The sequence below is a fragment of the Lentimicrobiaceae bacterium genome (assembly GCA_023227965.1).
In the GTDB taxonomy this organism is placed as follows: Bacteria; Bacteroidota; Bacteroidia; order Bacteroidales; family JALOCA01; genus JALOCA01.
The window spans coordinates 34,372-51,879 of sequence record JALOCA010000007.1; the positions used below are offsets into that span (position 1 = coordinate 34,372).

The 17,508-nt window shown below is 39.9% G+C and carries 13 protein-coding genes; 1 reads left to right on the forward strand and 12 read right to left on the reverse strand.

What is annotated here, in order from left to right:
* Positions 1-209 precede the first annotated feature (209 nt).
* The 7 genes from M0R21_03775 to guaB form a co-directional block, all read right to left on the reverse strand.
* On the reverse strand, positions 210-893 hold the full coding sequence (locus M0R21_03775; protein MCK9616934.1) for a response regulator transcription factor: 684 nt from the start codon (positions 891-893) through the stop codon (positions 210-212).
* Positions 894-1,013: 120 nt separating this feature from the next.
* Positions 1,014-2,303, reverse strand: coding sequence for a tyrosine--tRNA ligase (gene tyrS, locus M0R21_03780; protein ID MCK9616935.1), 1,290 nt, complete (start codon positions 2,301-2,303; stop codon positions 1,014-1,016).
* Between the two features lie 181 nt (positions 2,304-2,484).
* Positions 2,485-3,459 (reverse strand): MoxR family ATPase, encoded by a 975-nt coding sequence (locus tag M0R21_03785; protein ID MCK9616936.1) that lies wholly within the window; start codon positions 3,457-3,459, stop codon positions 2,485-2,487.
* Between the two features lie 25 nt (positions 3,460-3,484).
* Entirely contained in the window at positions 3,485-4,825 is a 1,341-nt protein-coding gene (locus M0R21_03790) for a peptidylprolyl isomerase (protein ID MCK9616937.1), read from the reverse strand.
* Between the two features lie 16 nt (positions 4,826-4,841).
* The gene (locus M0R21_03795) at positions 4,842-5,681 is read right to left on the reverse strand and encodes a hypothetical protein (GenBank protein MCK9616938.1); all 840 of its coding nucleotides are present in this window, start codon (positions 5,679-5,681) and stop codon (positions 4,842-4,844) included.
* Between the two features lie 4 nt (positions 5,682-5,685).
* Positions 5,686-7,692, reverse strand: coding sequence for a peptidylprolyl isomerase (locus tag M0R21_03800; GenBank protein MCK9616939.1), 2,007 nt, complete (start codon positions 7,690-7,692; stop codon positions 5,686-5,688).
* 82 nt (positions 7,693-7,774) lie between these two features.
* Positions 7,775-9,244 (reverse strand): IMP dehydrogenase, encoded by a 1,470-nt coding sequence (gene guaB / locus M0R21_03805; protein MCK9616940.1) that lies wholly within the window; start codon positions 9,242-9,244, stop codon positions 7,775-7,777.
* A gap of 202 nt (positions 9,245-9,446) precedes the next feature.
* Here guaB and mazG point away from each other — a divergent pair, with 202 nt between their 5' ends.
* Complete coding sequence (gene mazG / locus M0R21_03810) at positions 9,447-10,229, forward strand: nucleoside triphosphate pyrophosphohydrolase (GenBank protein MCK9616941.1); 783 nt, start codon at positions 9,447-9,449, stop codon at positions 10,227-10,229.
* Positions 10,230-10,261: 32 nt separating this feature from the next.
* Here the strand turns inward: mazG and M0R21_03815 are convergent, their stop codons facing one another.
* The 5 genes from M0R21_03815 to M0R21_03835 all read right to left on the reverse strand — a co-directional run bounded on the left by M0R21_03815 (position 10,262) and on the right by M0R21_03835 (position 17,487).
* Entirely contained in the window at positions 10,262-10,894 is a 633-nt protein-coding gene (locus tag M0R21_03815; protein ID MCK9616942.1) for a peroxiredoxin, read from the reverse strand.
* A 110-nt stretch (positions 10,895-11,004) separates the two neighbouring features.
* A complete protein-coding gene (locus M0R21_03820; protein MCK9616943.1) occupies positions 11,005-11,406 on the reverse strand; it encodes an HIT family protein in 402 nt (133 codons plus the stop codon).
* Between the two features lie 12 nt (positions 11,407-11,418).
* A complete protein-coding gene (greA, locus tag M0R21_03825) occupies positions 11,419-11,892 on the reverse strand; it encodes a transcription elongation factor GreA (protein MCK9616944.1) in 474 nt (157 codons plus the stop codon).
* A gap of 88 nt (positions 11,893-11,980) precedes the next feature.
* Complete coding sequence (locus M0R21_03830) at positions 11,981-13,048, reverse strand: PorV/PorQ family protein (protein ID MCK9616945.1); 1,068 nt, start codon at positions 13,046-13,048, stop codon at positions 11,981-11,983.
* Positions 13,049-13,086: 38 nt separating this feature from the next.
* A complete protein-coding gene (locus M0R21_03835; GenBank protein MCK9616946.1) occupies positions 13,087-17,487 on the reverse strand; it encodes a T9SS type A sorting domain-containing protein in 4,401 nt (1,466 codons plus the stop codon).
* Positions 17,488-17,508: the final 21 nt, after the last annotated feature.

Genomic DNA, 17,508 nt, shown 5'->3' on the forward strand with positions numbered 1-17,508 from the left:
CGCTCCTTTGCGAAAAACTCAGCAATTCTCCGCGGTTTAAATCTTTTTTACCGCAGAGGACGGGAAGAATTACGCAGAGAAAACCGCAGAGAAAACCGCAGAGCCTGCTTTGTTGAAAAAATAATGTATCATAAAAGAATCATTAATATTTTTCTTCATAGATTATGGTTTTATACTTTTTAGGCAGAAAAACGGATAATCATTTTTCATTATTCCTCGTATTTATAACCTACTCCTTTAACGGTTCTGATGTTATCAATGCCAATTTTTTCACGGATTTTGCGCACATGGACATCAATAGTCCGGTCACCAACAATTACATCGTTTCCCCAAACCTTGGCAAAAATTTCTTCTCTTGTGAATACCTTATTGGGTTTTGAAGCAAGGAGCATCAGAAGTTCAAATTCTTTTTTGGGTAAAATAATTTCTGTCCCGTTTTTTTCGACAATAAATCTTTCTTTATCAATAACCATGTCTTTGAGTTGCAACGATGAGGCGCTACCCGTTTCGGTTTTAAACCTCCGGAGCAAAGCCTGAATACGGCTGATTAAGACTCTGGGTTTAACTGGTTTAGTAACATAATCGTCGGCACCGGCTTCAAATCCGGCAATCTGGGAATAATCTTCACCGCGGGCTGTCAGAAAAATTATTACGGCATTTTGCAATTGGGGAATTTGTTTGATTTCCCTGCAAGCTTCCATGCCGTCCATCTCAGGCATCATCACATCAAGAATTATCAGATGAGGACATTCTGTTTTGGCAACTTTAACGGCTTCCATTCCGTTTCGGGCTGTAAAAACCTGAAAACCTTCTTTTTTCAGATTATAACCCAGAAATTCAAGGACGTCTTTTTCATCGTCAACCAGGAGAATTTTTATTTGTTCGTTATCCATACCGGTCAATTACTTTTGATGAAGAATAGCAGGTTTGCAAAGATACTTTTTTTTAATCGGTTAATTAACTTGTTGGTTAATTTTATGTTAAGTTTCACTTAGCTGCCAGTATCAAGGAGATTACTCTGTTTTCACAAGGAAGTAACTTTTTTTGCCTTTCTGTATCAGCAGGTAAGTATCGTTAAGCAGGTTCTGCCGGTTTACGATAAAAGTGTCGGTTATTTTTTCCTTATTTATCAGTATTGCCCCTTCTTTGATTAAGCGGCGTGCTTCGCTCTTTGACGGGAAAATACCGGTAATATCTGAAAGGAAATCGGCTATGGGAATGTCTTTTTCGAGTTCGGTACGGCTGAGTTTCGAAATGGGTACGCCCTCAAAAACGGAAAGAAAAGTAGCCTCGTCAAGGTTTTTCAGCATAGCGGTAGTGCCTTTACCGAAAAGAATTTCTGAGGCTGCCAATGCCTGCTGAAAATCATTTTCAGAATGAACCCTGATGGTGATGTCTTTGGCAAGATTTTTCTGTAGAATCCGAAGGTGGGGAGCCTGTGCATGATTTTTTGCCATTTCCTCCACTTCTTCCTTACTGAAAAGGGTGAAAATTTTAATGTATTTAAGAGCATCATCATCAGAAACATTGAGCCAGAACTGGTAAAAATGGTAAGGAGATGTCTTGGCAGCATCAAGCCACACATTTCCGGTTTCGGTTTTTCCGAACTTTCCACCATCGGCTTTGGTAATCAGTGGGCAGGTAAGAGCAAAGGCTTCTCCTCCGGTTTTACGCCTGATGAGTTCGGTGCCGGTAACTATGTTGCCCCACTGGTCGGAGCCTCCCATCTGGAGTTTGCAGTTTTTATTTTCATATAACCATAAAAAATCATAGCCTTGCACCAATTGATAGCTGAATTCGGTAAACGACATGCCTTCGCCGCTTTCGCCGCTCAGACGTTTTTTTACCGAATCCTTCGACATCATATAGTTTACGGTAATATGCTTACCAATGTCGCGGATAAAAGAAAGAAATGAAAAGGTTTTCATCCAGTCGTAGTTGTTCACCATTTCGGCACGGTTGGGTATATTTCCGTCAAAATCAATAAACTTTACCAGTTGTTTTTTGATGCATTCCTGGTTGTGCCTCAGTACATCTTCGCTAAGCAAGTTTCGTTCTTCATTTTTACCCGAAGGATCGCCTATCATGCCAGTGGCGCCACCTACCAGAGCTATGGGTTTGTGTCCGGCAAGCTGAAAGTGTTTTAACATCATTATTGACACAAGATGACCGATATGAAGCGAATCGGCAGTAGGATCAATTCCAACGTAGGCTGATGTAATTTCTTTGTTCAGTTGTTCTTCCGTTCCTGGCATCAAATCGTGTATCATGCCCCTCCAGCGTAGTTCTTCAACAAAATTCATGGATTAAAATTTTTGCAAAGATATAAAAAGGGAATCATGAGAAGTTTTGGACATGTATAAATGGATTATATCGCCACACGGTAGGGGTACCTGTCTGTCTACAGCTTACTGTGTAGACATATTTTTTTGTTTAGATAGCATCTAACCGTATATCAAATTTTTCAAAACTCTATTTTATAGCTTAATATTGGGATTTCAGAAACTCTTCAATGATATTTTCCACACTTATGCCTTCGGCTTCGGCTTTGTAGTTGCGCACAATGCGGTGGCGGAGTATGGAGGAAGCCACTGCCTGTACATCTTCAATGTCGGGAGAGTATTTCCCGTTGATTGCAGCATGGCATTTAGCCCCCAGGATAAGGTATTGCGAAGCCCTTGGACCGGCTCCCCAGTTAAGGTAGGCTTCGGCAAAAGGATGCGCTCCGGCGGCACCCCGGCGGGTTTTTGAAGCCAGCGTAACGGCATATTTAAACACGTTATCCGTTACCGGTATTCTGCGTACAAGATTTTGGAAAAACTGTATTTCTTCGGCGGTTAAAATCACATTCAGTTGGGCTTCGTACTGGGCGGTAGTTTGTTTCACCACGTTCAATTCTTCTTCAAATGAAGGGTAATCAAGCCAGATATTGAACATAAAACGGTCGAGCTGTGCCTCTGGAAGTGGATATGTTCCTTCCTGCTCTATTGGGTTTTGGGTAGCCAGCACAAAAAAAGGTTCGGCAAGCTGGTATGAATTGCCTGCAACGGTTACTGATTTTTCCTGCATGGCTTCCAGCAGTGCGCTCTGGGTCTTGGGTGGGGTGCGGTTAATTTCGTCGGCAAGAATAATATTCGCAAACACAGGACCTTTAATAAACCTGAACCTGCGATTTTCGTCCAGTATTTCCGTACCGATAATATCGCTGGGCATAAGGTCGGGTGTAAACTGTATGCGGTTATAACTCAATCCGAGAACTTTCGAAAGGGTATTTACCATAAGCGTTTTTGCCAGTCCGGGAACCCCAACCAGCAATCCGTGCCCCTTACTGAAAATACAGATAAGGAGGTTTTGTATCACCTCGTCCTGCCCTACTATCACCTTGGCAATTTCAGAACGGAGTGTGCTATATTTTTCATGAAATGCTGCAAAAGCATTTACGTCGGATGAATAATTCATAGTGTTGTAAAAAAGTTTTCCGGGGTTAATTAGTCCATCTATAGGTAAAATTGCAATCCCTATAATCTTCGTTAATGCTGATGTATGTTTTTTGTGTTTTGTCTTTTATCCAGCCGCTGATCATTTCCTGTTTTTTCCCATCGAGAGCCCATTGCTGGAAGCGGGTGTAATCATCCTTTAGATTGGCTTTATGCGGAGTTGTACGTATTTTCAGGTAAAGAATACGGTAAGCCTGCTTTCCGTCATCCGAAACCATTGCAACGGGGTTTGAGATTTCTCCTATTTTCAGTTTGTCAATAACAAAAAACATTTTGGCGTCCAACTGGCTTGCTTCGAAACGAGTATTGCCGGTAGCATTATTCACCATCATGCCTCCGTTCATTTTCGAAGGATCGTCGGAGTATTTTTGTGCTGCTTTTTCGAAGGTTATCGTATTTGCACGAATGAGTTTTGCAATACTGTCGAGGTAAGTGTTTGCCGAGGCAAGGTCATAAGGCGAAACTTTGGGCTGGATAAGGATATGTCTTGCATTTATATAATCGCCTTTACGATCAATCAACTGAATAATATGGAATCCTGCCGGAGTTTTTATTACGTTGGAAACTTCGTTGGGTTTTAAAGAAAAGGCAGCCGCTTCAAACTCGGGATACATTTCGCCTCTTCCAAAAGAGCCTAATTCACCTCCCTGTTTAGCCGAGCCGGGGTCTTCGGAGTAAAGGATGGCGAGGGTTGAGAATTTTTCCCCGTTCAATATTCTTTTGCGTAATGTATTAATCTTGTCCTTTGCTTCGTTAAGGGCTTCGTCGCTTATTGGCGGCTGCTTTACTATCTGTCCTATTTCGTATTCTGTTTCCACAAAGGGAATGCTATCCTGGGGCAAACGGTTAAAAAATGTCTTTACCTCGGTGGGAGTAACTTTGGCATCGGCAGTAATTTTTGAATGTACCTGGTCTATCATCAACTGATCGCGGATAAGGTCGTGCAGTTCATCTTTGATTTCTATAAGCGATTTCTGATAAAACTCTTCCAATTTCTCCTGCGAGCCAAACTGTTGAATATAATAACGCATGCGTTGGTTCATAGTGCCTTCAATCTGACTTTCGGTTACCTGTATGCTATCAAGCTCTGCCTGGGTCAGCATGAGTTTATCGAATAACAGGTTTTCGAGAAACTGGCAGCGCATAGAGGATGCATTCCCTATGCTTCCCTGCATACGGTATTGCACGTATTGTGTTTCGATATCAGATTTTAATACTATTTTGCTTCCTACCGTAGCAACAACCTCGTCAATAACCTGGCTGAATACCGGTGTACAGTATAAAAAAGCAGAAAGTATTATACAAATTACAAAGAGGCTTTTTTTCATCAATTGGAGATATTATTTAATAGATTTGGAAATCTTTTTCTTTCCTGGCTTTTTCAAAAACCTCATTCTGCATTTTGTTTACAAGACTGAGTTTTCGTTTGTTAAGAATAATTTCACGGATGTTTCTTTTTTCAAAATCAAGGGGTGAGATGCTTTCTTTTTCTTTAAAATCGCGGACAGCAATAACAAAGAAATGAGTAGAATCGTTGATTTCAATAAAATTATTTTTCTTTTGTAAATCTTCCCGCGAAATATTTTTTACCGGAAGCATTCTTTCAATATCATCGGGCGAAAGCCAGTTTTGGTCAGTTACGGAATAATTTAGAGCATTTTCCTGGCAAAATTCTTCCAGTTTTAGTCTGTCAGATTCTTTTGTTGAAAGCATCAGACGTTTTACGGTACGAATTGCCGAAAATCCGGAATTAAATTGTGCCCAATTTATCAGGATAATATTTTGGCGCAACTGGAAATCAGCAGTATGTTCCTGATAGTATTTTTTAATTTCGTCGAATGGTACTGTAGTATCGAGTTTTTGACGAATAAGTTCGGTTTCATATTGATAAACTAGCAGGGAATTCCGGTAATTTTCAAGTTGTTCAGTAAAGTCCTTCTGGTCGCTTGGCAGGTTTGCCTCTGCCTGGTTAAGAAGTGCCTGCTGCCTGAGCCAGTTATTGATAAAATTCTTTACGATATTTACACTGTCCTTTGGGTGGCTTCCTTTGGGAACCACCCCCTTAAGGTCGGAACGGTAAAGATAATTATCATATGCCCTTGCAATTATATCCTCCTTGTTACCAGAATGAAAATAATGGCAGGAAGAAAGAAAAACAGCCAATATGAAACCCCATTTCTTCAAATCGTTATTCTTTAATTATCGAATTAAAAACTTCCTTGTTAACAGAGATAGGATATTTTTGGCGTAAAGATTTTATCCATTCTTTTTCAAGATAATTTTGGTAGTCGGCAGTAACCAGTCCTTTTATTTCACCAAGAAGTTTGGGTTCGGGTGGAATATTTTGGTGCACTGCGACAAAAATAGTTGTGTCTCCCGAAACAACGGGTTTGGTAACTGATTTTTCCCAGGCGATGCCATCAATTTGCGGGTTGTCGCCTTTACTAAATTTCTTATGGTCAATGCTTAAAACTACCGTGGAGTCGTGATTTATCGTTTTAAGTATTTCAGCTTCGTCTATGCCTTTGGAAGCCATTTTACGGGCTTTTTTCAAATCCTTGGAGGAAGTTTTTACCAATGTGTACACTGAGGCATCGAGACGGTTGCCCCACATATAATTGGTTTTGTTCTTGTTATAGTACTCCTGCAGACCGGTAGAGTCTTTCACAGCTTTCGACCATATTTTGCGATCGGTAAGGTCGAACAGTAAAATACCGTCGCGGTATTCTTTCATCAACGATCTGAATTCAGGGTATTTGTTTTCGAGTTGATTGTCTTCGTAAGCCAAACAGCTTTCGTCGGTAAATATTTTGTAAGCATTATCAATATATACCGCCAAGTCTTGTTTGTTCATACTTTTCTGGTTTTTGGAAATGTAATCTGCAAAATCTTTTTGTGTAAAGGTTTTATCGCCAAGCAGGAACAAGTTTTTGGTAAGTCCGGCGGCTTTAGCTACATCCCATTTGCCTGCAAAAACAGTGGTATCCATTACTTTTACGAATTCGTTTTTTGATTTCAGATCTTCGGTAAAGAAATATTCTTTTTTGATTTTATGGATAAGAGATTCTTTGCTTTTCAGGTTGCGGTCACTTTTTGCAAGTGCCTGTTTGAGTTCGGCTTTGGTTTCTTCAAAAGAGCCAATGGGTTTTCTATCAATGAGTTTTATTATATGCCAGCCAAAATGAGTTGAAAAAGGAGGGGTTACATCGCCTTTATTTTGTAATTTACTGATTTGGTATATAAAATCGGGAATCATACGATTCGAGCCGAACCAAGGCATAATTCCTCCTTTGGTAGCGGTACTTTTATCATCGCTAGTTTCTTTAGCCAGTTGGGCAAAATCAGTTCCGGAAGTTAATAATCCATAAATACTGTCGGCTTTGGCTTTTAAGTGGTCCATATCGGCAGAGGAAACGTTTTTAGGGTACAATAATAAAATATGTGCAATTTGTACCTTTCCCATTGCCGGCTTTTTATCAATAACTTTAATAAGGTGGTACCCGTAATCGCTGCGAACGGGCATTGAAATTTCGCCAACCTTTGTATTATATGCTCCATTTTCAAAAGGATACACCATATCGAAAGCCGAAAAATATCCGAGATCGCCTTTGTTTCCCGGTATGGTTCTTCCTCCTTTAATATCGTCTTTTGCCGATAAATCGTCGGAAAGTTCTACGGCTAAATTTTCAAATGTTTCTCCGGCAAGGATACGTTTTCTTATTTTCATAATCTTATTGTAAGCCTCAAGGGTATCTTTGGGAGGGGCATTTTTATCCAATTTTACAAGAATGTGGCTTGCCCTGATATCAAATTGCTTACGTGCATAGGATTCATCGAGCAAATATTTGTTTATGTCTTCATCAATTAGGTAGGGTTGGGCTAATTGTTTGCGATAGCCTGCAAGCTCGTCTTTGAAAGTCTTCAGTGTATCAAGTCCAAATTCTTCTGCCTCGAGTACCTTGAGTTTGAAATTAATATATAAATCAAGGTATTCTTCAAGCGATTTACGATCCATGGCATCGCCCTTGATGTTGTTTTTTTGGTAAATGTTAACAAAATCTGTTTTGGTAACTTTTTCTTTACCTACTGTTAACAGTGCCGGGTCCCTGTCCTGTGCATACATGGCAAAAGAAATAAAAACAAGGATTCCTGCGAAAAAGGTTTTCATAGCATTGAAAGTAGCATTATTCAGCATAGGTTTTATAATTTAATTGTTGAACGTTTTTTTATTGATAATATTTTGGTTGAGAAAATCAATTTGTTGTTAAGGAAATATTTTAACGGCTGTAATTGGGAGCTTCACGGGTTATGATAATGTCGTGGGGATGGCTTTCGGCGACGCCAGCAGCGGTAATTTTAATAAATTTTGCATTCTGGAGTGATTCTATATCGGCGGAACCTGTATAGCCCATACCTGCCCTGAGTCCTCCAACCATTTGGTGGATAACTTCCGATAAATCGCCTTTGTAAGGAACTCTCCCCACGATTCCTTCGGGGACCAGTTTTTTAATATCCTCTTCCATGTCCTGGAAATATCTGTCTTTTGAACCTTTCTGCATGGCTTCGAGAGAACCCATTCCACGGTACGTTTTGAATTTTCTCCCTTCAAAAATTATGGTTTCACCAGGCGATTCGTCCACCCCGGCAAAAAGAGAACCTGCCATGATGGTGCTGGCACCTGCCGCAATGGCTTTTACGATGTCGCCAGTATAGCGGATACCACCGTCGGCAATTACTGGAATTTTTGCACTTTTTACTGCCTGTGCAACATTATAAATAGCAGATAATTGTGGTACTCCTATGCCGGCAATGATGCGGGTTGTGCAGATAGAGCCGGGACCTATGCCCACCTTTATGGCATCAACACCTGCTTTCACAAGCGCTGATGCAGCTTCGGCAGTAGCAATATTTCCTACAACAAGCTGAATTCCGGGATATTTATTTTTTACTGCAACAATCATATTTATAACACCCTTTGAATGACCATGGGCTGTATCAATCACAATGGCATCTACTCCGTTTTTTACAAGTGCATCTACCCTGTCGAGCGTATCCTGGGTTACTGTTACTGCTGCTGCAACCCGCAAGCGGCCTCTTTCGTCCTTACAGGCATTGGGGCGGGCTTTTATCTTAATAATATCCTTATAGGTTATCAGCCCTATGAGTTTGTTGTTTTTATCAATTACAGGTAGTTTTTCAATTTTGTATTGTTGAAGAATATCGGCAGCTTTTTCAAAATCGGTAAATTCGGTTGTTGTAATTAAGTTTTTTTTGGTCATAATCTCGGCGATAGGTCGCAGAAGATTGCGTTCAAACCGGAGATCGCGGTTAGTAACAATTCCTACCAGTTCCTTGTTTTTGTTTATTACCGGGATGCCGCCTATTTTATTTTCCTTCATAAGCGCAAGTGCATCTTCAACCCTTGCATCTTCATGTAAAGTAACCGGGTCGAGTATCATACCGTTTTCAGCACGTTTCACCTTCCTGACTTCGTTTGCCTGTTCTTCTATGGTCATATTTTTGTGTAACACACCAATACCGCCTTCCTGTGCCATAGCAATAGCCATAACAGATTCTGTAACAGTATCCATAGCAGCACTTACAATAGGAATATTTAAACAAATATTTTTCGTGAAAAAAGTTGAAATGTTCACTTCACGGGGAAGTATTTCAGAATAAGCAGGTACAAGCAATACATCATCATAGGTAAGCCCTTCACCTGCAAATTTATCATTATTCAAAAACATACAACGTTGTTTTAATTGGCAAAAATAGGAAAAATAGCGCTTCCAATTTTTTTCCGGTTTTTTTTTAAAAAACATTTACAAAATTTTAACAAACTGAAATGCAGAAATATTTATTAAAATCACCCGGAAAGGTAAACATCCGGAATGTTTATTAAAACCGGAATGCTTAACAAAAATAGTACTTTTGCAAAAAAATACTGTTATGGACGAACGCCTGCTCGCTTTTGAAAAACTATTGCATATCATGGATACGTTACGGGAACAATGTCCGTGGGATAAAAGCCAAACCTTTGAGACGTTACGATACCTTACAATTGAGGAAACCTATGAATTATCGGACGCTGTCCTGGAAAAAAATATTGACGAAATTAAAAAAGAATTGGGTGATTTATTGCTACACATAGTTTTTTATGCCAAAATTGGAGAAGAGAAGAATGCTTTTGGAATAAAGGATGTAATTGACCATATCAATGAAAAACTCATCCGGCGGCATCCACATATTTATGGTGAAGTAGAAGCAAATGATGCGGAAACCGTAAAGAATAACTGGGAAAAAATTAAACTCAACGAAGGAAGAACATCCGTATTGTCGGGTGTGCCACAGGGATTGCCTGCCATAGTAAAAGCGTACCGCCTGCAGGAAAAAGCCCGTGGTGTGGGTTTCGATTGGGAAAATCCCGGACAGGTTTGGGACAAAGTAATAGAAGAACTAAAAGAGCTGAAAAGTGAAGTGGAAACTGATGCCCCGCATGTTGCAGTAGAAGCAGAGATGGGTGATCTGCTTTTTGCTTTAATCAATTATGCCCGTTTTATTTCTGTAAATCCCGAAGATGCACTCGAACGTACCAACCGGAAATTTATAAGCCGTTTTAAATACCTCGAAGAAAAAACTCTTAAAAAAGGAAAATCGTTGCACGACATGAGCCTGCAGGAAATGGATGTGTACTGGGAAGAGGCTAAACAAAAAGAAAACGAGGCTCTTTAAATAAAAGAACCTCGTAACGGTATTTCCTTTTTTTAGTGTTTGCTCAGATAATCGGCAACACCATCATGTGTAGGGCTCATTGCATCTTCCCCTTTTTGCCAATTGGCAGGACATACTTCTCCGTTTTCTTCAAAAAACTGGAGCGCATCCACCATACGCAATGTTTCATCCACGCTTCTGCCCAAAGGAAGATCATTAACTACCTGATGCCGAACTATTCCCTGTTTATCAATAAGAAAAAGGCCGCGAAGGGCAACAGGATCACCCTTGAATTCAATTTCATCGTCTTCATTATAGCTCCATTCGCCGGCAAGTACATCGTAATTTGCCGAAATGGTCTTAGAAAGATCAGAAACTATGGGATAGTTTACGCCTTTTATTCCTCCTTTGTTTCGTTCGGTGTTGAGCCATGCCCAATGTGAGAATTTAGAATCAATGGAACAACCTACCACTGCGACATTACGCTTTTCGAATTCAGCAAGTTTATCCTGAAAAGCAATAAGTTCTGTCGGACAAACAAAGGTAAAATCGAGAGGGTAGAAAAAGAAAATTACATGTTTTTTCCCGATATACTGTTCGAGTGAGAATTTTTCAACAAATTCTCCTCCGTTTATAACAGCATCTGCATCAAATAAAGGGGCTTTTTTGCCTACTAATACTGACATTTTTTTATTTTTTGGTTATTATCTGGTATAATTTAACTGATACATAATATAACCGGAATAGTGAAAAATTGTTTTGGGTTCAATTAAAAAAACTGTCCTGATATTTGCATTTATTTTGCATAAAAGTTGGTACGGATAGCAGAGGCAATTTTTTCAAACGCTTCGGGACTAAAGTGTAACTTTTTTCTTTTGAAATCCATATCGTATAAGGAATGAAGAGGTATAAGATGAATATGGGCATGGGGAACTTCCAATCCGATAACCGTTACACCGATTCGTTTGCAGGGTATAGTTTTTTCAATTGCGATTGCCACTTTTTTTGCAAAAATAAAGAACTCTCCAATGGTTATATCGTCAATATCAAAAATGTAATCTGTTTGCTGCTTGGGTATAACCAGCGTATGACCTTCAGCGAGAGGGTTTATGTCAAGAAAAGCTAAAAATTTTTCATTTTCAGCAACTTTGTATGCCGGTATTTCACCTTTTACGATTTTAGAAAAAATAGAAGTCATAGTTATACAGTATTAACGAGAAATTTCAATGATTTCGAAAGTAACTATTCCTGCTGGAACGGTAATCTCTACGGTATCGCCAATGGTTTTCCCCAGTAAGCCTTTGGCTATGGGAGAATTAACGGAAAGTTTACCGGCTTTAATATCGGCTTCGTTTTCAGGGACGAGCGTATAGCTTACAACCGTTCCGAATTTCAGATTTTTAATTTTAACAGTTGAAAGGATGAGAACTTTAGAATTATCCATTTTTTTTTCATCAATTATCCTTACGTTAACAATAACATCCTGAAGTTTGGCAATACGCATTTCGAGCATTCCCTGTGCATTTTTAGCAGCATCGTATTCTGCATTTTCGCTTAGGTCGCCTTTATCACGGGCTTCTGCAATTTGTTGAGAAATTAATGGTCTTTCAACAGAAATAAGCCGTGTGAGCTCGTCCTTTAGTTTTTGTAAACCTTCCTGTGTATAATATTTAATATTTCCCATATCTTCAAAAATAATAATAAGATAAAAAGACCCTTAAAAAAGGGTCCTTTTATATATTTGTGTTAAAAATAAAATATAACGATCAGTATCAGAAGTTGATTCTGGCTCCTATACTATGTGTTCCATCAAAATTATCCGTAGCGCGATATGAATAATCTACCGCAAAACTCGAACCTCTTTCTTTGTTAAAAGGTACCTGAACGGTAATACCTCCGCTCAATCCTTTGGAGGCATTAGATCTTTCAGGATTGGTAACCTTTTTGTCAATGCCTTCTTCGTAAGTATAAGCGCCTCTTAACATTAGGTACGATTTCATATCGTACTGCAAACCGGCTGTAAATTGGTCTTTTGTAAATGAGTTAGAGGTAAAACTTCCGGCTAAGGTTAAAAGATGTTCTTCAGCAAGGTGAATATCGTAGGCAGCTCCAATATTTAACTGAGAGGGTAGCTCAAAATCGGCAGAACGTTGTTCCACTGTATATTCTCCACTACCATTGGGAGAGGGAACACGTATTGATAAACCATCGCCTCTGAAACGCATGGTAGGTCCGATATTTTTCAGTGCAATACCAAATTTGATATTTTCTGTTTCGCCAGTTACGTATTGAATACCTGCATCAATAGCAACACCCATAGCACTTACGTCAGAAATTACTTCGGAAATTATCTTAAAGTTAATACCTCCGTAAATACTGTTGGAAAATGCTTTAGCGTATGCAACACCAATATTCAGATAATTGGGCGAAAAGGTACCAATTCCACCTTCGGGATTGTTAACTTCGGTAATTTCAATATCGCCGAATCGCATTGACATAATACTTATACCCAAGACTCCGGATTCGCTTACTTTGGAAGTAACCCCGAAATTATTGATATTAATGTCAGAACCTTTTAACCACTGTGTATTGGAAAAAATTAATTCTGTATGTTGTGTAAAAGCTATACCTGCAACGTTGCTGAACATAGATTCCAAACCGCGTACGTTAGAAACATTTACACCTCCCCAGCCGCTGCTTCGCGCCCAAGGATTAATGAGGAGTTCGCTGGCTCCTGCCTGACCTGATCTGTCCTTGTTTCCTGCCAAGGCTTCGTTTATAGGTAAAGTAAAATAAGCTACTAGCAATATTGCCAGGAAATATTTATAGATGTTTTTCATATTGTACATTATTTTAAATGTCTAAACATTGATAAAAATTAGAAAGCATTCAGGTCAATTGGACGTAGTGTACCAAACCATTTAATGATTTTTTCACCATAGCCTTCGGCTTTTACATGAATAAGATATACACCACCGGAGATAGGGATACCTGCAAAATTTTTCAAATCCCATTCAATTTCAGTTTGCATATCGTCTTTAGTAAACTGCCTTATAGTTGTACCGCTGAGATTATAAATGGTAACAACACACTTTTTAGGCAGATTTATAATTTTAATACGATTGTCTAACTGATTGGCTTCGTAATTACTGAATGCATAATAGGGATTTGGAACCACATTGATAAGATCAAGATCGCTTTTTGCCTTTTGCACATTTTTAGTTACTGTTGCAATATTTTCGGTGTTAAATACATATTTAGGATAGTTATTGTTATCGTTGTGCTGTATAGCCATCAAACTATCCAAAGGAACAGAATACCAGCGTTCGTAGGGTTTCGCTACGCGAAGCCGTACTTTCACATCGTTATCGAGCCAGTTTTGACCTCTTACTGCTATAGGTATATTTACCCACATACAGGTAGCATATGCCAAATCGCGCGGCGACAAAACACTGACCGGAATAAAATCTAACTTGGGAATAAGTATTTGCTTGCGGAGCTGAACACAGGCATCGTAAGCAGGATTTTCAAAGGTATTGGTCAAAGGACCCCTTTTTGCAACTATTTTGGCATGTGCCATAATGTACACAAAATGTCTACCGCCAAAAACAGGTTCTCCGCCACTATACAAGTTTGATGTAGGATTCCACAGCATATCTCTTCCGTTTTCGGAGCTCAGCCATGAATCTTCCCCAAACATGATATTCAACCGTTCGCCTGTTTCTATATTGATTGCATAGCCGGGGAACCATCCCATACCGGTAGCTGCAATATATGCAGGATTTTCAGGGTCGTTACTGGGTTGAGCATCTACGGGTGCAAAATTTCCGTTTTTATCTACAGAACGTCCAGCACGAATATGGAATTTTTTCACACCACCTTCGGCAAGTAAAAAATCAGGACATGTTTCAATTACGAGAGAACGTGTCCATTTTGATTTATCAGAAGTAAAAATAACATCCACACTACCAAAACTTTTGGCATTCCAAACTTCTTTTGATTTAAAAGAAATTGCTGGTGCAACAGGACTTTGTCCTTCATCGGTAAAGTTACCCTGAGCATTAATTGTCGGTCCGCAAGCAACCATATTATAAGGTGCCCATGTACCACCCAATACTTTTTCATAATCGGCGTTGGGGTCGTAAGCTATTCCTATGGGTGTACCATCAGTTCCAATTTTCATACTCCAGTCGTTATAAGCGGGATCGTTGTTATCGGCGGCGGTTCCCGAGCGAATCCAGTTTGTAGGTACAGGTCCATCTTCATCTGCTATGCCGGTAAGCCATCTTTTTGAGCTGTCAGCAAATTCTATTGAGGATTCGAGAAAACCGTTGTTAGGTACGAGCATTGCTGTTACGTCATTTAAGTCTGATCCGTCGGTTATTTTTCCAACGATGTAGACACTTGGATTGTAAACCTGGTTTACTTTAACTGAAAATCCCAAATCGAGGAAGAGTTTTTCATTATCGGTAAGAATTGCTTGCTTGGTAGCTCCTGATGGTTCGTAAAAAGGAACCACTTCGCCGGTGTTGTTATCAATTAAAGACCAGTTACCAATTTGTTTAACGGCGGTATCACCACCAGCATTTACAGTTTGTCCACTTACATTATAAAAAAGAGAGTCATAAAGTGTGTCGAAACGGATAGTGTAAGAACCGTTTTTTACGTTAAGAGGATCAATAACTTTAATCTGAATTGGAGTTTTTCCGTTTTGGTAAATCGGTTTGTATGCAATTGGATAGGTATCGGAACCATATACGTTATTCAATGAATCTGCGGGAGGTTTTGACATGATTTCGTTAATAGTTTCCTGAGCCAGGTCGAGTACCAAACCGCCATTTCCCTGACCCTGGATACGGGTAATAATAGGACCGTCGCCATAACTTGCTGATGGTGTTGTTTCGCCAATAGTTATATGGGGAATACCTGTATAAACTTTAATATTTTTACGTCCGGCGAGGTAAGGTTTCTTCTGACCTTTATAGGCAGAAGGATCGTTTGGATCGTAACGTTCATAATTATTATAGCCATAAGCAACAGCAAGATAATAATATTGCTTGTGGTTAACAAGAGCTTCGCCAGTAAATTTGTCTTCAGTAACTACAAATGAGTGAGATATTCCTTTATCTGCTCCATCAACTTCCATAACTGGAACATTACCGTTCAATGATTGGTCATAATAAAAGTTAACTAACTTTGTTACACCATTTTGAATGTCGCATTGGGAAACCAGACGGGCTTTGCTTGCATCGTGAATATCGGCAACTGATACACTTGCATCGTACAATTGAAATACTTGATAACCTTCGAAATTGTAGGTTGAGTCGTATCTGTTTGGAGCTAAAACGGTGTCGGGTGATTTTATGCTTGGGTCAATTTCTTCGTACGATTCGTTACTGTTATTTCCTACATCGTTGGTTTTTTTGTTTTGGATATAAATAATAAATTCTTTATCCAGTTCGCGGATTACGAGGTCGGGGGCATTAGGACCGCTAACTACTGCAAAGCAATTGTCGAACAGTTGCTGGCATTTATCGTCAATAACGCGGAGTAATTCTACAGAAGCCCATGCACCTCCGGAAGTGGCGCGTGCCCAAGGCATCCCAACAGTAATATAATTTACAGCACCTGGTTCAAGGGTGAAAGGTCCGGCTGATTGCATAAAACGACGGTCTTCTGCAGGATTACCGGCGGTAACTTCTGTCCAATAGCGAGGACCGTTAGGTGGAATGCCTTTAGTACCCCAGTCGCATGGGTCGGAATCGCCAGGAAACATAAAATCGCATTCAGGTCCGTAACCTCCTCCAGTGGTGTGTGCATTTCCGCCATAAATCATTTTAGTATTATCTTTCCAAATTCCTTTCAGGAAGTTGTAATATTCGGGGGCATAATCAGGGTCGGTCATATAGTCGGGAACGCCAGTGTTGTTGTGATAAACGAAACGGCGCATTCCGAAACGTTCGTCGTCAACAATTCCATTACCAAAATTGACACCGTTGATGGCTTCGGACTTTACGAGAAATTGTCCGGACAGGCCATTACTTGGTCCGTAATTCATGGTAATTGTATTGTTGTTTAAGGTAACTATACTGCAATCGCCATGAAAAGAAGGACCTTTTGTGCTTGAAGCATCGAAAGAAGGGTTATCGTATCCATCGGCATCCATGTAAGGTCCCTGGAAAAAGTCAATTCCAATTGCAGGTGGTTGGTCGCCATAGGCATTGTACTGACCAGCACCGTCAATAGGTCTTCCATTGTAACAATAGCCTAATCCACGCAAAACGTCGCAACCTACGCGGTCGTCTTTAGGAAAACCCAGATCGGGGTCGGTCCATTGGCTAAAATAGGTGTCTTTTAAACGGTAAGTTGAGCGGTTGATGATTTCATAACTGTAGAAAGTCATGTTATTGATCTCATCATTTGTTGCAAAGGCAAAAGCCTGCCCGCGTATTTCGAGACCTATAGCCTGTCCTTGTGTTTCGGTATGTATATTTCCTTTGTCGTTAAACACCCACCACAATGTTTGGTCGCCTTTTATTACCTGGTCGGCGAGTAAGCCTCCTTTATTAATTCCCTGTTCGGTTTCAATTGTAGGTTGTTTTGAATGGCAAAGCCCATTGGCTAAGTCATAATAAGGATAATCACCTGCTTCAGGTTCATAAATAAGGTTTTCATTTACGTCTTTAAAAGGAGCAAGATAAAAACTCTGGTTTAATGCAGGATCGCCATGTGCTGGCCAATCTTTAATAGAAGTGGGGATGCTGTAGCCGGGGTAATCATCGGGGCTGACAGTCCATGCAAGAAATTGATCTACTTCATTTCTGGAAATAGGAAATATTTTATCATACTTAGAGCAGGTTGCTTCGCTTATGGCTGCTTTATCGTCTATTGTCAGAGGTCCGGGCCAGTAGTCGTTACCACCACCAAAATTTGGTCCTTGGCGATAACGTACGGCGGCACATTTTAGCTGGTCGTTTTCGTCAACTCCTGCAATCCAAAGTGAACCTGCAAACATGGAGGTTTTTTTTGAACCTTTAGGGATTTCGTATTGCGGAACTTCAAGGTCCCACCACATATCGCCACCTGTATTGATACGGCATCTTACATTATTCAAATCTAAATATTTGAATCCGGAGCCCGGCAAACAACCGGCAGCAGTTGATTTAAGAGTCGCTGTACTTTTATTGTTTGTTTTCGCGCGATATTTCTCAGCATAACCATACCCTGCTATCAGGATGCAGCTAAGCACAATTATTAAAAGTCGAAAGGTATTTTTCATTTTTTCAAATTTTTTCATTAA